Here is a 19,306-nt window from a genome sequence, read left to right on the forward strand (position 1 = left end):
CTGAATCATCAAATAATGGCAGGGCCATCAATATGGAACTTTTGTCGTGTTTGCCGACCCGGGAGTCAGTTTTGTTTCTCTACACGAATAACGTAAACCACCAGGATTTAAGAGGTGCGCAATGAGTGCAACAGCATCGACAGCGCCACAAAATAAATCACTCGAGTGGATGAACCGCCTTCGCGCGAATCCTAAAATCCCGTTGATCGTGGCAGGCGCTGCCGCAATTGCGATCCTTGTAGCGATGGTCTTGTGGGCGAAAAGCCCTGATTACCGCACGCTTTACAGTAACCTTTCCGATCAGGATGGCGGTGCCATCGTCACCCAGCTTACCCAGATGAACATCCCTTATCGCTTTGCGGATAACGGCGGTGCGCTGGAGGTACCGGCTGATAAGGTGCACGAACTTCGTCTGCGCCTGGCGCAACAGGGACTGCCAAAGGGCGGTGCGGTTGGTTTTGAACTGCTGGATCAGGAAAAATTCGGTATCAGCCAGTTCAGCGAGCAGGTGAACTACCAGCGTGCGCTGGAAGGTGAGCTGGCCCGTACGATTGAAACATTGGGTCCGGTGAAGAGTGCCCGTGTGCACCTGGCCATGCCTAAACCCTCCCTGTTTGTCCGCGAGCAGAAATCCCCGTCGGCCTCCGTCACCGTTAACCTCCAGCCTGGCCGTGCAATGGATGAAGGACAAATCAGCGCGGTGACCCATCTGGTCTCCAGCGCCGTTGCCGGTCTCCCGCCGGGTAACGTGACGCTGGTTGATCAAAGTGGTCATCTGCTGACCCAGTCCAATACCGCAGGCCGCGATCTGAATGACGCGCAGCTGAAATATGCCGCGGATGTGGAAGGTCGCGTGCAGCGTCGCATCGAAGCCATCCTTGGCCCGGTCGTCGGTAACAGCAACGTGCATGCGCAGGTTACCGCGCAGATTGACTTCTCTAATAAAGAACAGACCGAAGAGCAATACAGCCCGAATGGCAACCCGGCTCAGGCGGTAATGCGCTCTCGTCAGGTCAATGAAAACGAACAGGTTGGCGGCGCATACCCAGGCGGTGTGCCAGGCGCATTGTCTAACCAGCCAGCACCGGCTAACGCGGCACCAATCTCAACGCCACCGGCTAATCAGCAGAACGGTCAGCAAACGAATCAGCAGACCACATCAACAGCCAGCACCGCCGGTCCGCGTACCAGCAGTCGTAACGAAACCACCAACTACGAAGTGGACCGTACTATCCGCCACACCAAACTGAACGTGGGCGATGTACAGCGTCTGTCGGTTGCGGTGGTGGTGAACTACAAGACACTGGCGGATGGCAAGCCGTTGCCGTTGACCGCCGAGCAGATGAAACAGATTGAAGACCTGACCCGTGAAGCGATGGGTTACTCCGAGAAGCGCGGCGACACGCTCAACGTGGTGAACTCACCGTTCAACTCGGTTGAAGAGTCAGGTGGCGAACTGCCGTTCTGGCAACAGCAGGCGTTTATCGATCAGCTGCTGTCCGCAGGTCGCTGGCTGCTGGTTCTGATTGTCGCGTGGCTGCTGTGGCGTAAGGGCATTCGTCCTCAGCTCCAGCGTCGTGCTGAAGCTGAAAAAGCGGCGCGCGAACAGGTCAGTACCCGTCAGGAAGTGGAAGATGCGGTTGAAGTTCGCCTCAGCAAAGACGAACAGATGCAGCAACGCCGTGCTAACCAGCGTATGGGCGCCGAGGTCATGAGCCAGCGCATTCGCGAAATGTCAGATAACGATCCGCGCGTCGTGGCGCTGGTCATCCGCCAGTGGATGGGTAACGAACATGAGTAACACGCTTTCAGGCACCGATAAAAGCGTCATCCTGCTGATGACCATTGGCGAAGACCGTGCGGCCGAGGTGTTCAAACACCTCTCCCAGCGCGAAGTACAGATTCTCAGTGCGGCTATGGCAAACGTACGCCAGATCTCTAACAAACAACTGACGGAAGTGCTGTCTGAATTTGAGCAGGAAGCCGAACAGTTTGCTGCGCTCAACGTCAACGCCAACGACTATCTGCGCTCCGTGCTGGTCAAGGCGCTGGGCGAAGAGCGTGCTGCCAGCCTGCTGGAAGACATTCTGGAAACGCGCGATACCGCCAGCGGTATTGAGACGCTCAACTTTATGGAGCCGCAGAGTGCCGCCGACCTTATCCGCGACGAGCACCCGCAGATTATCGCCACCATTCTTGTCCACCTCAAACGTGGCCAGGCGGCCGATATTCTGGCGTTGTTCGAAGAGCGCCTGCGTCACGATGTGATGCTGCGTATCGCGACCTTCGGTGGTGTCCAGCCAGCCGCGCTGGCGGAGCTGACCGAAGTGCTGAACAACCTGCTCGATGGCCAGAACCTCAAGCGCAGCAAAATGGGCGGCGTGAGAACGGCGGCAGAGATCATCAACCTGATGAAAACGCAGCAGGAAGAGGCGGTCATTACCGCCGTCCGCGAATTCGACGGCGAGCTGGCACAGAAAATTATCGACGAGATGTTCCTGTTCGAAAACCTGGTCGAAGTGGACGATCGCAGCATCCAGCGCCTCCTCCAGGAAGTGGACTCCGAGTCGCTGCTTATCGCCCTCAAAGGTGCCGAGCAGCCGCTGCGCGAGAAGTTCCTGCGCAACATGTCTCAGCGTGCGGCAGATATCCTGCGCGACGACCTTGCCAACCGTGGCCCGGTCCGTCTGTCTCAGGTGGAAAACGAACAGAAAGCCATCCTGCTTATCGTTCGTCGTCTGGCGGAAACCGGCGAGATGGTGATTGGCAGCGGAGACGACACCTATGTCTAATGAACTGCCGTGGAAGCGCTGGACGCCCGACGATCTGGCGCCTCCCCTGTCAGAGTTCACACCCGCCGTGCTGTCGCCCGAAGAGGGCGACCCGGATGTCGAGCAGCCTGAGCTGAGCGAAGAAGAGCAGCGCGCGCAGATGCTGGCCCAGCTGCAGATGCAGGCCCATGAGCAGGGCTACACGGCTGGCCTGAACGAAGGACGCCAGAAAGGCCACGATCAGGGGTATCAGGAAGGTCTGGCCAAAGGGTTAGAACACGGCATTGAACAGGCGCGCCAGCAACAGGCTCCACTTCACGCCCGTATGCAGCAGCTGGTCAGCGAGTTTCAGCACACGCTGGATGCGCTGGACAGCGTCATTGCCTCAAGGCTGATGCAGATGGCGCTGGAAGCCGCCCGTCAGGTGATCGGCCACGCGCCGGCGGTGGACAACACCGCGCTGATTAAACAAATTCAGGGTCTGCTTCAGCAGGAGCCGCTGTTCAGTGGGAAACCGCAGCTGCGCGTTCATCCGGACGACCTCCAGCGCGTGGAAGAGAGTCTGGGCGCGACGCTGAGCCTGCACGGCTGGCGTCTGCGCGGCGACCCGTCGTTGCATCACGGAGGCTGCAAGGTCTCTGCCGATGAAGGTGACCTGGATGCCAGCGTTGCGACCCGCTGGCAGGAACTGTGCCGCCTGGCAGCACCGGGAGTCGTCTGATGACTGCACGCCTCACCCGCTGGCTCAACACGCTCGATAATTTTGAAGCGAAGATGACGCAGCTGCCGTCCGTTCGCCGTTACGGACGACTCACGCGGGCCACCGGCCTGGTGCTGGAAGCCACTGGCCTGCAGCTTCCGCTGGGAGCCACCTGCGTGATTGAGCGTCAGGATGGACTAGAGACGCGTGAAGTTGAGAGCGAAGTCGTCGGCTTTAATGGCCAACGCCTGTTCCTGATGCCCCTTGAAGAAGTTGAAGGCATTCTGCCCGGTGCGCGCGTGTATGCGAAAAACATCAGCGGCGATGGACTGCAAAGCGGGAAACAGCTCCCACTTGGCCCTGCCCTGCTTGGCCGCGTACTGGACGGAAGCGGTAAACCGCTGGACGGTCTGCCCTCGCCGGACACCACCGAAACCGGCGCGCTGATCACCCAGCCGTTTAACCCCCTTCAGCGTACCGCCATCGAACATGTCCTCGACACCGGCGTGCGCCCGATTAACGCCCTGCTGACCGTAGGCCGCGGGCAGCGTATGGGCCTGTTTGCCGGCTCAGGGGTGGGTAAATCCGTCCTGCTTGGCATGATGGCACGTTACACCCAGGCCGATGTCATCGTCGTGGGTCTGATCGGTGAACGTGGTCGCGAAGTAAAAGACTTTATTGAAAACATTCTCGGTGCAGAAGGCCGTGCCCGCTCGGTGGTCATCGCCGCACCGGCGGATGTCTCACCGTTACTGCGTATGCAGGGTGCTGCGTATGCCACCCGTATCGCGGAAGATTTCCGTGACCGCGGCCAGCACGTGCTGCTCATTATGGACTCACTGACCCGCTATGCGATGGCGCAGCGTGAAATCGCTCTCGCCATCGGAGAACCTCCGGCGACCAAAGGTTATCCGCCTTCGGTCTTTGCCAAGCTCCCGGCGCTGGTCGAACGTGCAGGAAACGGCATCAGCGGCGGCGGCTCAATCACCGCTTTTTATACGGTTCTGACCGAAGGCGATGACCAGCAGGACCCGATTGCCGACTCCGCGCGTGCGATCCTCGACGGTCATATTGTGTTATCGCGCCGTCTGGCCGAAGCCGGCCACTACCCGGCAATTGATATCGAAGCATCAATCAGCCGTGCAATGACGGCATTGATCACAGAGAAGCACTACGCCCGCGTGCGTAACTTCAAACAACTCCTCTCCAGCTTCCAGCGCAACCGCGATCTGGTGAGCGTGGGGGCGTATGCCAAAGGCAGCGACCCGATGCTCGACAAAGCGATTAGCCTGTGGCCGCAGCTGGAGGCGTTTTTGCAACAAGGTATTTTTGAACGCGCCGACTGGGAAGACTCACTCCAGGCACTGGAGCTGATTTTCCCGCAGGTGTAACACAGGTGGAGGGCGAAGGTCATGGCGCAAAACAGCGCGTTATCAACGCTGAAAGATCTGGCTGAGAAAGAAGTTGATGATGCCGCATTGCAGCTTGGCGCAATGCGACGCGGGTGCCAGCAGGCTGAAGAGCAGTTGAAGATGTTAATCGACTATCAGCATGAATATCGCACCAACCTCAATACCGATATGACACAGGGCATTGGAAGCCAGCGCTGGATTAACTATCAGCAGTTTATTCAGACGCTGGAAAAGGCGATTGAACAGCATCGCCAGCAGCTTAACCAGTGGACCCAGAAAGTCGACACCGCGCTGAATTTCTGGCGCGAGAAAAAGCAGCGACTGCAGGCCTGGCAGACCTTACAGGACCGACAGATCGCGGCAACGACCCTGGCGGAAAACCGTCTGGATCAGAAGAAAATGGATGAGTTTGCCCAGCGCGCATCAATGAGGAAACCGGAATGATCACATTGCAACAACTGCTGATGACCGACAGCGACCTGTCGGGCGGCATGCAAACGGGGAAAGGCACCGACGGTGCACAAGACTTTCTTTCTCTGCTGGCAGGCGCCCTGACGGACGCAACAGGCCAGGGCAACGATGCGCCGCTGACGCTGGCTGACCTGAAAGCAGCCGGCAGTAAGCTGTCAAAAGTTGCTCAGGAAGCCGGGGGAGAGAACACCCTGCAGGACAAAATAGCCAACCTGCTCTCGCGTCAGCCAGCCCTGACAGGCGATGAACCGACAGCAGCCACCCCGCTGGAAACCCTCGTTTCCGGGCTGGTGCCGGTTTCAAAAGGTGATGCCCTGAAGACCCTGAGCGCGGTGAAAACGCAGGATGACAGCAAAAGCGAGCTGAGCGAAGAAGAGCTGGCAGGGTTGAGCGCGCTGATGGCGATGCTGCCCCACCAGCAGACGGCAACGCCGGTGGCCTCTGGCGCGACAGGTATTGGCGTGACGGCGAAATCAACGCTGAACGCTGCCGCGCTTTCGCAAAATGGTGTAGGTCAACAGTCCATGAGCACCCTGCTGTCGGGCCATGAAAAAGCGCAACAAGCGTCGACTTATCAGGCGCAGGCGCAAAACGCCGATCCGTCTCAACCGGTCAACGCACCGGCGACCCCGATCGTGGCCGCCGCCGCTGAGAAGCAGGATCTCGCCAGTTCACCCTCTTCAACAGCCCCGACCGCAACGCTTGCGCCCGTCATTTCCAGCAACGTAACCAGCCACGCTGCCGCAACCGTTGCCACGGCACCGGTATTGAGCCAGCCGCTGGGAACCCAGGAGTGGCAGCAATCCCTGAGTCAGCACATTACGTTGTTCACGAAACAGGGCCAGCAGACCGCAGAGTTGCGTCTGCACCCGGAAGATCTGGGCCAGGTCCAGATTACCCTGAAACTGGATGATAACCAGGCACAACTGCAAATGGTGTCGGCGCACAGCCACGTGCGTGCGGCCCTGGAAGCTGCACTGCCTGTCCTGCGCACGTCGCTTGCTGAGAGTGGCATTCAGCTCGCGCAAAGCAGTGTCAGCAGCGAGAGCTTTGCCGGACAGCAGCAGTCCTCCTCTCAACAGCAGCAACAGGCTTCACGTTCCGGTAATACCGGCGGTTTTAATGAGGAGAGCGATGAGTTACTGCCTGCCCCTGCCACCCTGCAATCCGCGGCGCGTGGCAACAGTGCCGTAGACATCTTTGCCTAAACGCCAGAGGTAGCGTGATTATCCCCGTCTTTTCCACGCTTTGACGACAGCAGGACACGGGATAATCACCTTATTAAGCTGTACCGAAACAGGAAGCTCGTATCAGATGACTGACTCCGCGATCACCAAAAAAAGCAAGCGTTCCATCTGGATCCCGCTGCTGGTGTTAATCACGCTCGCCGCCTGCGCTACCGCGGGCTATAGTTACTGGCGTATGCAGCAGGAACCTTCTACCGCTGCGGCCAAAGCCGAACCGCCTCCTCCTCCGGCACCGGTATTCTTCCCACTGGATACCTTCACCGTGAATCTGGGTGATGCGGATCGTGTGCTGTATGTGGGTATTACGTTACGCCTGAAAGATGAAGCCACGCGTGCGCGCCTGAATGATTATCTTCCTGAAGTGCGTAGCCGTCTGCTGCTGCTGTTCTCTCGTCAGGACGCCTCAACGCTTGCTACCGATGACGGTAAGCAAAAGCTGGTCGACGCCATTAAACAGACGCTGGCGACCCCGCTGGTAAACGGTCAACCCAAGCAGGAAGTCACTGACGTTCTGTATACAGCCTTCATACTGCGGTAACGACATGGGCGACAGTATTCTTTCTCAGGCAGAAATCGACGCGCTTCTTAACGGCGACAGCGATAAGAACGATGATCCGCAACCGGGTATTGGCGGCGATAGCGATATTCGTCCCTATGATCCCAATACCCAGCGCCGCGTAGTACGTGAACGTCTGCAGGCGCTGGAGATCATTAACGAACGTTTTGCACGTCAGTTCCGTATGGGGCTGTTTAACCTGCTGCGTCGTAGCCCGGATATCACGGTCGGTGCGATCCGCATCCAGCCGTATCATGAGTTTGCCCGCAACCTGCCGGTGCCAACGAACCTTAACCTGATCCACCTGAAACCGCTGCGCGGCACAGGTCTGGTGGTGTTTTCGCCAAGCCTGGTGTTCATTGCGGTGGATAACCTGTTTGGTGGCGACGGGCGTTTCCCAACCAAAGTGGAAGGGCGTGAATTTACCCACACCGAGCAGCGCGTCATCAACCGCATGCTGAAGCTGGCGCTGGAATCTTACAGCGACGCGTGGAAAGCGATTAACCCGCTGGAAGTGGAGTACGTACGTTCTGAGATGCAGGTGAAATTTACCAATATCACCACCTCCCCGAACGATATCGTCGTGAATACCCCGTTCCATGTGGAGATCGGTAACCTGACCGGTGAGTTCAACATCTGCCTGCCGTTCAGCATGATCGAACCGCTGCGTGAACTGCTGGTCAACCCGCCGCTGGAGAACTCACGCAACGAAGATCAGAACTGGCGTGAAAACCTGGTGCGTCAGGTTCAGCATTCTCAGCTTGAGCTGGTGGCGAGCTTCGCGGATATCCCGCTGCGCTTATCCCAGATCCTGAAATTACAACCCGGCGATGTTTTGCCGATAGAAAAACCCGACCGCATTATTGCCCATGTGGATGGTGTCCCCGTGCTGACAAGTCAGTACGGCACAATTAACGGTCAGTATGCGTTACGCGTTGAGCACTTGATCAACCCGATATTGAATTCGCTGAATGAGGAACAGCCCAAATGAGTGACATGAACAATCCGTCCGATGAAAACAGCGGAGCACTGGACGATCTGTGGGCTGACGCGTTAAACGAGCAAAAAACGACTCCGGCCAAAAGTGCAGCGGATGCTGTGTTCCAGCAGCTCGGCGGCGGCGATGTCAGCGGTACGCTGCAGGATATTGATCTGATTATGGATATCCCGGTTAAGCTGACCGTGGAACTGGGCCGCACCCGCATGACCATTAAAGAGCTGCTGCGTCTGACGCAGGGTTCCGTGGTGGCCCTTGACGGTCTCGCCGGCGAACCGCTGGATATTCTGATCAACGGTTATCTCATTGCCCAGGGTGAAGTCGTGGTGGTTGCCGATAAATACGGCGTGCGCATCACCGACATTATTACGCCATCTGAACGTATGCGTCGTCTGAGCCGTTAAGCATGAAAACCCAGGCAACAATATCACAGCCCTCTGCCGTTCCCGGCTCTCCGCTGCTCCAGGTGAGTGGCGCGTTGCTCGGTATTATTGCCTTTATTCTTATCGCCGCATGGCTGGCGAAGCGCTTCGGCCTGGCGGGTAAAACCGCCGGCACCCGCGGTCTGAAGGTCAGCGCCAGCACGACACTGGGGCCACGCGAGCGCGTGGTCGTTGTCGATGTGGAAGATGCACGGCTGGTGCTGGGCGTGACTGCCTCCAGCATCAACGTCTTGCATAAACTGCCGCCAGCCCCGGCAACGGGTGACGAGCGCGCAGAAGTCCCTGCGGATTTTCAGTCCGTCATGAAGAGTTTGCTTAAGCGTTCCGGGAGATCCTGATGCGCCGTTTGTTATCCCTTACGCTTGCGGGCGTCGGCCTGTTTGCCCCTGCGGTTTATGCACAACTGCCCGGTCTGGTCTCAACCCCTCTTGCAGGCGGCGGGCAAAGCTGGTCGCTGCCGGTGCAGACGCTGGTTTTTATCACCTCGCTGACGTTTATTCCGGCGATCCTGCTGATGATGACCAGCTTCACCCGAATCATCATCGTCTTTGGTCTGCTGCGCAATGCGCTGGGCACCCCGTCCGCGCCGCCTAACCAAGTACTGCTGGGTCTGGCGCTGTTTTTAACCTTTTTCATTATGTCGCCGGTTATCGACAAGATTTATACCGACGCATACCAGCCGTTTAGCGAAGATAAAATCTCCATGCAGGAAGCGCTCGATAAAGGGGCTCAGCCGCTGCGGGAGTTTATGCTCCGCCAGACCCGGGAAGCGGACCTGGCACTCTTCGCCCGCCTGTCCAATACCGGCGAGCTTCAGGGACCGGAAGCCGTTCCGATGCGTATTCTGCTGCCTGCGTATGTCACCAGTGAGCTGAAAACGGCCTTTCAGATTGGCTTTACCATCTTTATTCCGTTCCTGATTATCGATCTGGTGATCGCCAGCGTTCTGATGGCGCTCGGGATGATGATGGTGCCCCCGGCCACCATTGCCCTGCCCTTTAAGATCATGCTCTTTGTCCTGGTCGATGGCTGGCAACTGCTGGTCAGTTCGCTGGCGCAGAGTTTCTACAGTTAAGGAGCCGTAATGACGCCAGAATCGGTCATGATGATGGGCACGGAAGCGATGAAAATCGCGATAGCCGTTGCCGCGCCGTTACTGCTTGTCGCGCTGGTGACCGGTCTGATTATCAGTATCCTGCAGGCCGCCACGCAGATTAACGAAATGACGCTGTCATTTATCCCAAAAATCATCGCCGTGTTCGTGGCGATTATCGTTGCCGGGCCGTGGATGCTGAACCTGTTGCTGGACTATATGCGCAACCTGTTTACCAATCTGCCGTACATCATCGGCTGACCCGACGATGCTGCACTTAACCAGTGACCAGTGGGTTCAATGGCTTGGCGTCTATTTCTGGCCGATGCTGCGTATCCTGGCGCTGATTACAACGGCCCCCATTCTCAGTGAGAAAACGATACCCAAGCGCGTCAAAGTGGGGCTGGGCATCATCATCACCATTATCGTCGCCCCTTCTCTCCCGCCCGTGGATATTCCGATCTTCTCGGCGAAAGCGGTGTGGGTTGCACTGCAACAGGTGATGATTGGCGTGGCCGTAGGCTTTACCATGCAGCTTGCCTTCGCGGCCGTGCGGACCGCCGGCGAACTGATTGGCCTGCAAATGGGTTTATCATTCGCCACGTTTGTGGATCCCGGTAGCCACCTCAACATGCCGGTGCTGGCGCGCATTATCGATCTGCTCGCCATGCTGCTGTTCCTGTCGTTCAACGGCCATCTGTGGCTCATCTCCATGCTGGTGGATACTTTCCATACGCTGCCGATTGGGGAAAACCCGGTGAACAGCAACGCGTTTCTGGCGCTTACGCGTGCGGCCGGGCTTGTTTTCCTGAACGGCCTGATGCTGGCGCTGCCGATCATCACCCTGCTGCTGACCGTGAACCTCGCCTTAGGCTTACTCAACCGAATGGCACCGCAGCTCTCGGTGTTCGTCATTGGTTTTCCGCTGACGCTGACGGTCGGTATTTTATTAATGTCATTACTGATGCCCCTTATCGCCCCCTTCTGTGAGCACTTATTCGGCGAGATATTCAATCTGTTAGCAGATATTGTCAGTGAGCTACCGCGTAAATAATAGCCCTCACAGTTGATATTGTCTTTCTGAGGATATTCCTAAAATAAAACATGAAAAACATCTTCCAGGATATATCTGACGCGGTTTAATTGTTTCTAACCACCTCACAATACTTAATATTTACTTTACTTTAAGAAGATTCCTGGCAAATTATACGTAACTTTACGGGATAGTGAGTCCGCCTGAAAGTCTTTGTCATGCTCACAGGTTTATTAATTTTTTCCATCCCGTATGGCTGTTATGAGCTCTCAGGCAGATGGTGAATTATCGTTACGCATTGAGTGAGGGTATGCCATGTCAACGATCATTATGGATTTATGCAGCTACACCCGGCTAGGGTTAACCGGGTACCTGGCAAGCAGAGGGGTAAGAAAGAGAGACATCAACGATGCACACACCGTTGACGAACTCGCAGCCGCTTGTGACGAACTTAAACCAGGCGTGGTGTTTATTAATGAGGACTGTTTCATTCACGATCCAGCCAACAGTCAGCACATTAAGCAAATCATTAATCAGCATCCAAAAACCCTGTTTATTGTTTTTATGGCGATCGCGAATATCCATTTCGATGAGTATTTGTTGGTTCGTAAAAATTTATTGATCAGTTCTAAATCGATTAAACCAGAGTCGCTGGATGACATTCTGGGTGATTATTTGAATAAAGAAGTTAAAAATGTAGGAGCGGTTAACTTACCCACCCTATCATTAAGCAGGACTGAATCAAGCATGCTGCGAATGTGGATGGCAGGGCAAGGGACTATTCAGATCTCAGACCAGATGAATATTAAAGCCAAAACCGTTTCGTCACATAAAGGAAATATTAAAAGGAAAATTAAAACGCATAATAAGCAAGTGATCTATCACGTGGTACGCCTCACCGATAATGTGACGAACGGGATTTTCGTCAACATGCGTTAGTCGCTAAAAAAACCCTTTGCACCCTACCTTTGATCTCTGGCCTGGCCAGAGATTTTTGCTTCTGTGGACAGTGTCGGGCGCGCCAGTCGCCACCCGACGCCATGCTATTGCGCTTTCTCTACAAAGATGCCATCCGGGTGTCCCAGTTCGTTAAAAAACCAGATGCCGAGCGGGTAGTCTTCAAGTGATACCAGGTACATCGTGCCTTCACTAAACTCTTCAATTGCCAGGACCACACCCGGGCGGCGCGGCCCACCGTCCGTTTTAACGGTTACCCGATCGTTGACCTTCATACGTTCCTCCTCTGGTTTTGAGCCAGTGTAGAACAAAACGCCTTAACTGGCATCGCTGCCCGGTGTGAATGGCGTTTTTGTGCGCAGTCTATACTTAGGGTTGGAGACGGCAAAATGAGGTACCCCGTAATGAAGACCGACAAAGAGTACAGCGACACCATCAAACGCGAGGTTGAGGTGGATGTCGATGCCCTGCTGGCCGCCATCAATGAGATCAGTGAGTCAGAAGTCCGTCGTTCGGACGACAATTCAGACAGGGTCATTGTGAACGGAAGGGATTATCACACCTACCGTGAACTGGCGGAGGCCTTCGAGCTTGATATACACGATTTTAGCGTGTCTGAAGCAAATCGTTAGGACGAAAAAAATCCCGGTCATGGGGATGGCCGGGATCAAAACTTGCTTATGCAAGAAGCACTTGAAAATTCGTTACACCAGGAAATCTGATGTACACAAAACACTATCCTCAACCATTTTGTATGACAAGCATATATTCTCATGGCGAATATAATATTTGGTACATAATAAATTTAGTTATGAGGGACAACATGCGCCGCATGCGGGTTTGGAAGGAGAGATACCCTTTTGCCTGACTTAAGCATTAGGAATTTTTTTAGGAATATTCTTAGTTGGCAGTTTGTCAGTTATCAGGAGTCGTTATGCCTTCACTGCAGGATAGCCTGCTGATCTTTTCCGATCTCGACGGCTCGTTGCTCGATATTCATACGTACGAGTGGCAACCGGCCATGCCCTGGCTGGACACCCTCCAGGATAACCAGGTGCCGGTTATTCTCTGCAGCAGCAAGACCGCCGCAGAAATGCTGGATATCCAGCAGGATCTGGGTCTGGAGGGGTTACCCTTCATAGCTGAGAATGGCGCGGTGATTCAGCCCGACGTGCGCTGGGAGACAGGTCAACGCCACATCAGGGGGATGACGCACCGTGATATTCGCCCGCTGATCGACCAGATTCGCCAGCAGCGGGGCTTTAAATTCACCACCTTTGATGACGTCGACGAACGGGTAATCAGCGAGTGGACGGGGCTGACGCGCTATCGTTCGACCCTCGCGCGCCGACACGAAGCCTCCGTCACGCTCATCTGGCGCGACAGCGATGAAAAAATGGCGCAATTTGACGAGGCGCTGGCGCAGTGCGGCCTGAAATGCCTGCAGGGAGCCCGCTTCTGGCATGTTCTGGATGCTCGCTGCGGTAAAGACGTTGCGGTTGACTGGCTGATTGAGCAGTACCGTGAGCGGGAAGGCATTGTGCCGGTCACCCTGGGGCTTGGCGATGGTCCAAATGATGCCCCGCTGCTGGACAGCGTGGACTACGCCGTGGTGATCAAGGGCATTAACCGGCAGGGCATCACGTTACGTGACGATAACCCCGCCCGGGTGTACCACACGCAACAGCCCGGCCCCGCGGGCTGGCAGGAGGGGCTGGATCACTTCTTATCCTGATCGTGCCAGAACACCCGGTTGCGCCCGCACTGCTTGGCCTGATACAACCGGGCATCCGCCACTGACTGCAGCTGTTCGAAATCGTAATTGTCCTTTTCCTGGGCGCTACTTACCCCCAGTGAGGCACTGATACGCACGGTGGTACTCTTTTTCACCAGGATCTCTTTACTGTTGATGCGTGAGCGAATGCGTTCCGCAATCCCCCTCGCCTCTTCAAGCCCGCTGCCGGGCAGTACCACGCAGAACTCTTCCCCACCCACGCGTCCGGCAACATCATTCTTGCGCAGTGCGCTGCCAATCAGGCCCGCGGCATGGGAAAGCACTTTGTCCCCGGCCTGATGGCCAAAGCGATCGTTAATGCTTTTAAAATGGTCGAGATCGATTTGAATCACCGAAAACGGCAGCGACTGCTGCCGACATTTTTCCGACAGCATTTTGGCACGCTCAAACAGGGCACCACGGTTATTCAGGCGGGTGAGCGGATCGTGCCAGGCCTGCCACTGCAAAGAGTGCTGAAGCGTGTACATATTGCTGACCATCCGACGGATAACCAGCCACGAGATTAGAAGCATGGCGGTGAAGAGTGCCCAGAGCAGCGCCAGCACGATACTGATACTGCCGAAGTCCCCCTTCACGCCTTCATGCAGGGTATGAACGCGTAAAATCACACCATCGAAGTGATCGAGCCGCTCCCAGCTGATAAAGCGGCTTCCGAGGCGGATCCCCCCGCCGGTATCGTTCTCGATTGCGTGCGCTATCTGCGCCGTTTCGCGTTCGTCAAACCGGTTCACCAGGCTACCGGCCTCTTCTGACGTGGCAATCATATTCAGCCGGGTGTCGTACAGCTGATATTCCCCCTCTGTACGCTCTTGCGTTGCCTCTTCCAGAAGATGTTTCATGGTCTTCAATGAGAAATCCATCGCCACAACGCCATACCAGTAATGGTCAAAATAGATCGGCACGCTGGCCGTGATCATCCTTTCACCACCGGTCCAGGGCGACGGGCTGGAGATAAACCAGCGCACCGCGCGAGCGCGATTGTTACGTTCAGACTGCTGGGTAAACCACGGCTGGGTAACCAGATAGTAATAGCGCTGGCTAATATCACTCGTCTGTTCAGGCGTGTCCGTCGCAAGGTAAAACCCGGCGCGTGACGCATAGATAACCCGCTCTTCACTTTGCCCCACCGAGGACGCCAGTCGGAGTAAATACCCCACTTCGAGGGCGGCAGAAATTTCATTGCTGATACGCTCAGGATCACGATTCAACAGCGTGGTTTTTTCGACGAACGCATCCGACACGCCGTTAATGGGGAGAGTGCGTTTTTTATCAACGGCGAGCTGCCAGCTGGGGCGCGTGCGAAAGGCGTTAAAGCGTGAAATCGCTTCATACAGGACATCAAAGGCCAGCGGCGTCTGGATGGCATCACGCATGCTTTTGCGGAAAAACAGCATCTTATCCACGCTGTACTGTAACTGCCGGTCCAGCGAAGTGGCTACCGTTTCCAGATGATTACGCTGGCTGGAGATATACGCATCTTCCAGTACCACCACCTCTCGCCAGGTCAGGAGCGTGGAAAATATCAGTACGATGAGAAAACAGAGATTAACAATCAACCCCGGATTGCTACGCATATGCAGCCATTGCAGAAAAGATCGTCTTACAACAAAGGTCTCGCGCTGCACACACACTCCCTGATTACTGCCCGACGCCGGATACGGAAGGTAAAAACGCCCGGCAAAGCCGGGCGTTATGTCATTAAGCCTTGTCTCGCTTGCGCTGCCCGTCTCCCGGCTGAAGCTCATCTTCACGGAACGCTTCCCGCTTGATGCTATAACCGTCGTGCCACCGGCATTCCACCATACCGCTGGAATACCCGGTGACAATCATACGTGGGCCGCCCTTCTTAGGCTTAACTTCATCACTGACCAAAAAGACCATACCTGCCTCCTGTATCAGGGTGAAACGTTTTCAATTTAGACGAGGAATGATCTTTTTGCACCCCGCAACAGGTAACAATTAGTGCGACGTTCCGCGGATTTTTTCGACCAGTTTTACGGCCCCAACCACGATAATGCCAATGATAAAGCCCAGCACAAGATTAAGCAGCGTGGGCAGAATTGCCGCCACTATGCTGCCCTGCGCCGAGGCGAAATGTTCAATAGCATGGTGCAGCGGCGCGATACCGTGAACCACAATACCGCCTCCGACAAGGAACATCGCCAGCGTACCCACCACTGACAGGCTCTTCATCAGCCAGGGCGCGGTCACCAGCAGGCTTTTGCCGATACCTTTGGCGATAGCGCTCGATTTTTCTTCCAGCCAGTAGCCAATATCATCCAGCTTAACGATAAGCCCCACCAGCCCGTACACCCCCACCGTGACCAGAATGGCGATCCCGGAGAGGATCAGGACCTGGTTCAGAAGCGGTGCTTCAGAGACAATACCTAACGTAATGGCCACGATCTCCGCCGACAGAATAAAGTCGGTACGAATGGCACCTTTCACCTTATCACGCTCGAAGGTTTTAGGATCCTGCGCGGCCAGCGCCTCAAGACGCTGCTGGCGCATTTCCGGCGTGTCGCTGTTCTTACGTGCGGCGAACGAGTGCAGGATCTTTTCAGCGCCTTCGAAGCATAAAAATGCGCCGCCAATCATCAGCAACGGCGTGATCGCCCATGGGATAAACGCGCTGATCAGCAGCGCAAGCGGCACCAGGATCACCTTATTCAGGAATGAGCCTTTCGCTACGCCCCATACCACCGGTAATTCACGGTTGGCCCGAACGCCGCTCACCTGCTGGGCGTTGAGCGATAAATCGTCTCCCAGAACCCCGGCGGTTTTCTTCGCCGCCAGTTTCCCCATCACCGAAATGTCATCCAGTAAGGTGGCAATATCATCCAGTAATGTTAATAAGCTACTTCCTGCCAAAATCTCATTCCTTCTTTTTTTGGTAATTAAGTGAATAGTATGGAGCAAAAGTGTAAACCCGGAAACAGGCACCTCGCGTCAACAAAAAATTCACATCATCTACACAATTAAAGCGCTCGCCAGCCCGATAGTTTTGGCGTTTACTGTCAGCGACCTTTTCATTTTGTCGCGAGGGATTATGCGTTTCCGGCAACTGCTACCGCTCATTGGGGCACTTTTTTCGCTGTATATCATCTGGGGTTCCACCTACTTTGTCATTCGTATCGGCGTGGAGAGCTGGCCGCCGCTCATGATGGCGGGCGTACGCTTTCTCTCGGCGGGCGTGTTACTGATGGCCTTCCTGCTGTTACGGGGCCATAAGCTGCCTCCGCTTCGCCCGATGCTCAATGCCGCCCTGATTGGCCTGCTGCTGCTGGCCATAGGGAATGGGTTTGTGACGGTCGCCGAGCACCAGAACGTGCCGTCCGGAATTGCCGCCGTCGTGGTCGCGACCGTCCCGCTGTTTACCCTGTGCTTTAGCCGTCTTTTCGGCATCCGCACCCGCAAGCTCGAATGGGTAGGGATTGGGATCGGGCTTGCCGGGATCATCCTGCTCAACAGCGGCGGTAACCTGAGCGGAAATCCGTGGGGCGCAGTGATTATCCTGATCGGCTCCATGAGCTGGGCATTTGGGTCGGTATACGGTTCACGAATTGAGCTGCCGACCGGCATGATGGCGGGCGCGATTGAGATGCTCGCGGCGGGAATTGTGCTGCTGATTGCCTCAACGCTGACGGGCGAAAAACTGACAGCCATGCCGGACCTTTCGGGCTTCCTGGCCGTGGGTTACCTGGCATTATTTGGCTCTGTCATCGCCATTAACGCCTATATGTTCTTGATCCGCAATGTCTCGCCGGCGATCGCGACCAGCTACGCTTACGTGAACCCGGTGGTTGCCGTACTGCTGGGCACCAGCTTTGCGGGCGAAACGTTATCTCCGGTGGAATGGCTGGCGCTGGGCGTGATTGTCTTTGCCGTTGTGCTGGTAACGCTGGGGAAATATCTGCTTCCTGCGAAGCCGGTTGTTACGCCGTGTGAGGTGGAGAAACCGTAAGCGGGTGAATACCCTGGGTGTCGATCTGCGCGGCCTGCCCGCCGCCGCAGATCCACTCTTCCAGCCGTTCTGTCAGGTCGGCATCGGTACGTCTTAATCTGCCGCGCAGCGCGCACTCCCAGACAATCAACACCCGCCAGCCCTGCGCGAGAAGCGTGCTAAGGTCACGGTTGTCCCGCGCGACGTTCTTGCCAATCTTCTCCAGCCAGAAATCCGTACGCGTCGCGGGAACCTTAAACAGGTAGCAGTCGTGGTGATGCCAGAAACAGCCGTGGGTAAAGATGATGCATTGATACGCATCGATAACGAAATCCGGACGGCCCGCAAGCGCGGCATCCTGCACGCGGAAATCAAACCCCGCCTCGGTCAGCAGCCCGGCTAGCCGCTTTTCAATGGCGGTATCACGCGTGCCGATGGCACGCATGTTTTTACTGCGCGTCGCCTTATCGTGAACATCCGTCATTGACGGCCTCACTCTCACGTAACGCCACGGCCTGTCTGATGCGGGAGGCCAGCAGTTTTGCCACCGCCGCAAACGCGGGAACGACCACCGAGTTACCAAACTGCCGATAAGCCTGGGTGTCCGACACCGGAATGCGGAAGGTGTACCCCTGCGGGGTCTCAAACCCCATCAGCCGAGCGCATTCACGCGGCGTTAAGCGGCGCGGACGGTGACGCTGGTTATCGGGATCGTCAAAATCTTTCTCCCCCAGCGCTTTATCCCAGCCCCGGTCGATCAGGATCTCTGCGCCATCTTTATAGTAGCGAGCGGACAACGTGCGCGTCACACAGTGCGGATCGTTCGGATTAACCATCCCGAAGCCAAAACCGTTGCCTTTGGCCTGGTGTTTTTTCGCATAGCGGTAGAGGTATTTCCACAGCACCGGGGTGAGGATAAATTTCGCGTCGACGACAGGTTCCAGCAGGTCGGCCACGGTTGGGCGACGCGCAGGGTATAAAGAGGGAATATCCCGCAGGGTAAAATCCCCCTTCAGGTTGAGGTCGCGGCGAAAACCAACCAGCACAATGCGTTCGCGGTGCTGTGGCAGGAAATGTTTACCGTCGATGATTTTCGGGTCATCCGCGCCCATATGCTGAGCATCCGCTACGTCATACCCCAGCTCATCGAGCGTTTGCATGATAATGCGGAAGGTCTTTCCGCCGTCATGGCTCTTGAGATTTTTGACGTTCTCCAGCACGAAAATCGCCGGACGACGGGCGTCGATAATGCGGACAACATCAAAGAACAGCGTGCCTTGCGTATCGCAGGCAAAACCGTGGGCGCGTCCGAGGGCATTCTTTTTCGACACGCCGGCCAGCGAGAAAGGCTGGCACGGGAAACCCGCCAGCAGGACATCATGGGCCGGAATTGACTGGCGAATGTGCTCAGCCGCCTCTTCATCACTCACGCCGCTTTTGTGGCTCAGCGTAACATCACGGATATCGGCGTTGAAACGGTGTTCATGGGGATCGCAGTACCAGTTGGCTTTGTAGGTACGGACCGCATGTTTGTTCCACTCGCTGGTAAACACACACTGCCCGCCAATGGCCTCAAACCCGTGTCGAATGCCGCCAATGCCGGCAAACAGATCGATAAAACGGAAGGCATAGTTCGGGTGCGCGGCTGAAGGACGCGGAAGCAGGTTTTGCAGATAACGAAACTCGCCCTCACTCAGACGCTGCCCTGCCCGCTCGCTGGTCAGCAGTCTCTTCAGGATTGCCGGGCTCCAGTGGCTCTCACCGTGCGCCACCAGCTGATTCGCCAGCGTTTTAGCATCATAGATATCCAGCAGCTGGCGCAATAAAGCCTGCACCGTTGCCGTTGATTTCTCAGCCTGCTCTGGCGCGGGCTCACTCACTGATCGAT

General features: G+C 56.0%; 22 protein-coding genes and 1 pseudogene. 17 read left to right on the forward strand and 6 right to left on the reverse strand.

All coding sequences use genetic code 11. From position 1 onward, the window contains the following. Positions 1–121: 121 nt before the first annotated feature. The 14 genes and pseudogenes from fliF to rcsA all read left to right on the forward strand — a co-directional run bounded on the left by fliF (position 122) and on the right by rcsA (position 11,662). Positions 122–1,801 carry a flagellar basal-body MS-ring/collar protein FliF gene (gene fliF / locus AAIR21_RS01310; protein WP_014170729.1) on the forward strand — a complete coding sequence of 560 codons (1,680 nt, stop codon included), beginning with the start codon at positions 122–124 and terminating at the stop codon, positions 1,799–1,801. Then, complete coding sequence (gene fliG / locus AAIR21_RS01315; protein ID WP_014170730.1) at positions 1,794–2,792, forward strand: flagellar motor switch protein FliG; 999 nt, start codon at positions 1,794–1,796, stop codon at positions 2,790–2,792. The genes fliF and fliG overlap by 8 nt, the downstream gene beginning before the upstream one ends. Next, complete coding sequence (gene fliH / locus AAIR21_RS01320; RefSeq protein ID WP_032678466.1) at positions 2,785–3,492, forward strand: flagellar assembly protein FliH; 708 nt, start codon at positions 2,785–2,787, stop codon at positions 3,490–3,492. The genes fliG and fliH overlap by 8 nt, the downstream gene beginning before the upstream one ends. Beyond that, positions 3,492–4,862 (forward strand): flagellar protein export ATPase FliI, encoded by a 1,371-nt coding sequence (gene fliI / locus AAIR21_RS01325; RefSeq protein ID WP_032680683.1) that lies wholly within the window; start codon positions 3,492–3,494, stop codon positions 4,860–4,862. Before fliH ends, fliI begins: the two co-directional genes overlap by 1 nt. Positions 4,863–4,883: 21 nt before the next feature. Beyond that, on the forward strand, positions 4,884–5,327 hold the full coding sequence (gene fliJ / locus AAIR21_RS01330; protein WP_014170734.1) for a flagellar export protein FliJ: 444 nt from the start codon (positions 4,884–4,886) through the stop codon (positions 5,325–5,327). Next, positions 5,324–6,562 (forward strand): flagellar hook length control protein FliK, encoded by a 1,239-nt coding sequence (gene fliK, locus AAIR21_RS01335; RefSeq protein WP_183516181.1) that lies wholly within the window; start codon positions 5,324–5,326, stop codon positions 6,560–6,562. Before fliJ ends, fliK begins: the two co-directional genes overlap by 4 nt. A 106-nt stretch (positions 6,563–6,668) precedes the next feature. Continuing rightward, positions 6,669–7,139 carry a flagellar basal body-associated protein FliL gene (gene fliL / locus AAIR21_RS01340; protein WP_020883336.1) on the forward strand — a complete coding sequence of 157 codons (471 nt, stop codon included), beginning with the start codon at positions 6,669–6,671 and terminating at the stop codon, positions 7,137–7,139. 4 nt (positions 7,140–7,143) lie between these two features. Next, on the forward strand, positions 7,144–8,148 hold the full coding sequence (gene fliM, locus AAIR21_RS01345; protein ID WP_014170737.1) for a flagellar motor switch protein FliM: 1,005 nt from the start codon (positions 7,144–7,146) through the stop codon (positions 8,146–8,148). Then, on the forward strand, positions 8,145–8,558 hold the full coding sequence (gene fliN, locus AAIR21_RS01350; protein WP_014170738.1) for a flagellar motor switch protein FliN: 414 nt from the start codon (positions 8,145–8,147) through the stop codon (positions 8,556–8,558). The genes fliM and fliN overlap by 4 nt, the downstream gene beginning before the upstream one ends. 2 nt (positions 8,559–8,560) lie before the next feature. Beyond that, positions 8,561–8,935: a flagellar biosynthetic protein FliO gene (fliO, locus tag AAIR21_RS01355; protein ID WP_025203802.1), complete on the forward strand. Its 375-nt coding sequence runs from the start codon at positions 8,561–8,563 to the stop codon at positions 8,933–8,935. After that, positions 8,935–9,672 (forward strand): flagellar type III secretion system pore protein FliP, encoded by a 738-nt coding sequence (fliP, locus tag AAIR21_RS01360; protein WP_008500316.1) that lies wholly within the window; start codon positions 8,935–8,937, stop codon positions 9,670–9,672. Before fliO ends, fliP begins: the two co-directional genes overlap by 1 nt. A gap of 9 nt (positions 9,673–9,681) precedes the next feature. After that, a complete protein-coding gene (gene fliQ, locus AAIR21_RS01365) occupies positions 9,682–9,951 on the forward strand; it encodes a flagellar biosynthesis protein FliQ (protein WP_008500315.1) in 270 nt (89 codons plus the stop codon). Between the two features lie 7 nt (positions 9,952–9,958). Then, positions 9,959–10,760: pseudogene (gene fliR, locus AAIR21_RS01370) on the forward strand (flagellar biosynthetic protein FliR). 278 nt (positions 10,761–11,038) lie between these two features. Next, entirely contained in the window at positions 11,039–11,662 is a 624-nt protein-coding gene (gene rcsA, locus AAIR21_RS01375; protein WP_008500313.1) for a transcriptional regulator RcsA, read from the forward strand. A gap of 104 nt (positions 11,663–11,766) precedes the next feature. Here rcsA and dsrB read toward each other — a convergent pair whose 3' ends face one another. Continuing rightward, complete coding sequence (gene dsrB / locus AAIR21_RS01380) at positions 11,767–11,955, reverse strand: protein DsrB (protein ID WP_020883333.1); 189 nt, start codon at positions 11,953–11,955, stop codon at positions 11,767–11,769. A gap of 129 nt (positions 11,956–12,084) precedes the next feature. Between dsrB and yodD the strand changes: the two genes are divergently transcribed. After that, positions 12,085–12,312: a YodD family peroxide/acid resistance protein gene (gene yodD / locus AAIR21_RS01385; RefSeq protein ID WP_008500310.1), complete on the forward strand. Its 228-nt coding sequence runs from the start codon at positions 12,085–12,087 to the stop codon at positions 12,310–12,312. A 302-nt stretch (positions 12,313–12,614) separates the two neighbouring features. Further along, complete coding sequence (locus tag AAIR21_RS01390; RefSeq protein ID WP_020883332.1) at positions 12,615–13,415, forward strand: mannosyl-3-phosphoglycerate phosphatase-related protein; 801 nt, start codon at positions 12,615–12,617, stop codon at positions 13,413–13,415. Here the strand turns inward: AAIR21_RS01390 and dgcQ are convergent. The 3 genes from dgcQ to AAIR21_RS01405 form a co-directional block, all read right to left on the reverse strand. Then, positions 13,400–15,100, reverse strand: a complete 1,701-nt coding sequence (gene dgcQ, locus AAIR21_RS01395) for a cellulose biosynthesis regulator diguanylate cyclase DgcQ (protein ID WP_025203799.1) — start codon at positions 15,098–15,100, stop codon at positions 13,400–13,402. The two genes, AAIR21_RS01390 and dgcQ, sit on opposite strands and share 16 nt — an antisense overlap. 73 nt (positions 15,101–15,173) lie before the next feature. Continuing rightward, positions 15,174–15,356, reverse strand: coding sequence for a YodC family protein (locus tag AAIR21_RS01400; RefSeq protein WP_014170745.1), 183 nt, complete (start codon positions 15,354–15,356; stop codon positions 15,174–15,176). Positions 15,357–15,434: 78 nt separating this feature from the next. After that, positions 15,435–16,346 (reverse strand): DUF808 domain-containing protein, encoded by a 912-nt coding sequence (locus tag AAIR21_RS01405; protein WP_020883330.1) that lies wholly within the window; start codon positions 16,344–16,346, stop codon positions 15,435–15,437. A gap of 178 nt (positions 16,347–16,524) precedes the next feature. Here AAIR21_RS01405 and yedA point away from each other — a divergent pair, with 178 nt between their 5' ends. Next, the gene (yedA, locus tag AAIR21_RS01410) at positions 16,525–17,439 is read left to right on the forward strand and encodes a drug/metabolite exporter YedA (protein WP_020883329.1); all 915 of its coding nucleotides are present in this window, start codon (positions 16,525–16,527) and stop codon (positions 17,437–17,439) included. Here the strand turns inward: yedA and AAIR21_RS01415 are convergent. Continuing rightward, positions 17,411–17,902, reverse strand: coding sequence for a very short patch repair endonuclease (locus tag AAIR21_RS01415; RefSeq protein ID WP_050737015.1), 492 nt, complete (start codon positions 17,900–17,902; stop codon positions 17,411–17,413). The genes yedA and AAIR21_RS01415 overlap by 29 nt on opposite strands. Continuing rightward, positions 17,883–19,298 carry a DNA cytosine methyltransferase gene (locus AAIR21_RS01420; RefSeq protein WP_050737016.1) on the reverse strand — a complete coding sequence of 472 codons (1,416 nt, stop codon included), beginning with the start codon at positions 19,296–19,298 and terminating at the stop codon, positions 17,883–17,885. Before AAIR21_RS01420 ends, AAIR21_RS01415 begins: the two co-directional genes overlap by 20 nt. Positions 19,299–19,306: the final 8 nt, after the last annotated feature.

The organism is Enterobacter sp. PTB (genome assembly GCF_051130085.1).
GTDB lineage: Bacteria > Pseudomonadota > Gammaproteobacteria > Enterobacterales > Enterobacteriaceae > Enterobacter > Enterobacter ludwigii.

What these genes read in the sequence shown, in the direction of transcription:
- fliF (WP_014170729.1), top strand. Translation starts at nt 122, where the DNA reads ATGAGTGCAACAGCATCGACAGCGCCACAAAATAAATCACTCGAGTGG.
- fliG (WP_014170730.1), top strand. Translation starts at nt 1,794, where the DNA reads ATGAGTAACACGCTTTCAGGCACCGATAAAAGCGTCATCCTGCTGATG.
- fliH (WP_032678466.1), top strand. Translation starts at nt 2,785, where the DNA reads ATGTCTAATGAACTGCCGTGGAAGCGCTGGACGCCCGACGATCTGGCG.
- fliI (WP_032680683.1), top strand. Translation starts at nt 3,492, where the DNA reads ATGACTGCACGCCTCACCCGCTGGCTCAACACGCTCGATAATTTTGAA.
- fliJ (WP_014170734.1), top strand. Translation starts at nt 4,884, where the DNA reads ATGGCGCAAAACAGCGCGTTATCAACGCTGAAAGATCTGGCTGAGAAA.
- fliK (WP_183516181.1), top strand. Translation starts at nt 5,324, where the DNA reads ATGATCACATTGCAACAACTGCTGATGACCGACAGCGACCTGTCGGGC.
- fliL (WP_020883336.1), top strand. Translation starts at nt 6,669, where the DNA reads ATGACTGACTCCGCGATCACCAAAAAAAGCAAGCGTTCCATCTGGATC.
- fliM (WP_014170737.1), top strand. Translation starts at nt 7,144, where the DNA reads ATGGGCGACAGTATTCTTTCTCAGGCAGAAATCGACGCGCTTCTTAAC.
- fliN (WP_014170738.1), top strand. Translation starts at nt 8,145, where the DNA reads ATGAGTGACATGAACAATCCGTCCGATGAAAACAGCGGAGCACTGGAC.
- fliO (WP_025203802.1), top strand. Translation starts at nt 8,561, where the DNA reads ATGAAAACCCAGGCAACAATATCACAGCCCTCTGCCGTTCCCGGCTCT.
- fliP (WP_008500316.1), top strand. Translation starts at nt 8,935, where the DNA reads ATGCGCCGTTTGTTATCCCTTACGCTTGCGGGCGTCGGCCTGTTTGCC.
- fliQ (WP_008500315.1), top strand. Translation starts at nt 9,682, where the DNA reads ATGACGCCAGAATCGGTCATGATGATGGGCACGGAAGCGATGAAAATC.
- rcsA (WP_008500313.1), top strand. Translation starts at nt 11,039, where the DNA reads ATGTCAACGATCATTATGGATTTATGCAGCTACACCCGGCTAGGGTTA.
- dsrB (WP_020883333.1), bottom strand. Translation starts at nt 11,955, where the DNA reads ATGAAGGTCAACGATCGGGTAACCGTTAAAACGGACGGTGGGCCGCGC.
- yodD (WP_008500310.1), top strand. Translation starts at nt 12,085, where the DNA reads ATGAAGACCGACAAAGAGTACAGCGACACCATCAAACGCGAGGTTGAG.
- AAIR21_RS01390 (WP_020883332.1), top strand. Translation starts at nt 12,615, where the DNA reads ATGCCTTCACTGCAGGATAGCCTGCTGATCTTTTCCGATCTCGACGGC.
- AAIR21_RS01400 (WP_014170745.1), bottom strand. Translation starts at nt 15,356, where the DNA reads ATGGTCTTTTTGGTCAGTGATGAAGTTAAGCCTAAGAAGGGCGGCCCA.
- yedA (WP_020883329.1), top strand. Translation starts at nt 16,525, where the DNA reads ATGCGTTTCCGGCAACTGCTACCGCTCATTGGGGCACTTTTTTCGCTG.
- AAIR21_RS01415 (WP_050737015.1), bottom strand. Translation starts at nt 17,902, where the DNA reads ATGACGGATGTTCACGATAAGGCGACGCGCAGTAAAAACATGCGTGCC.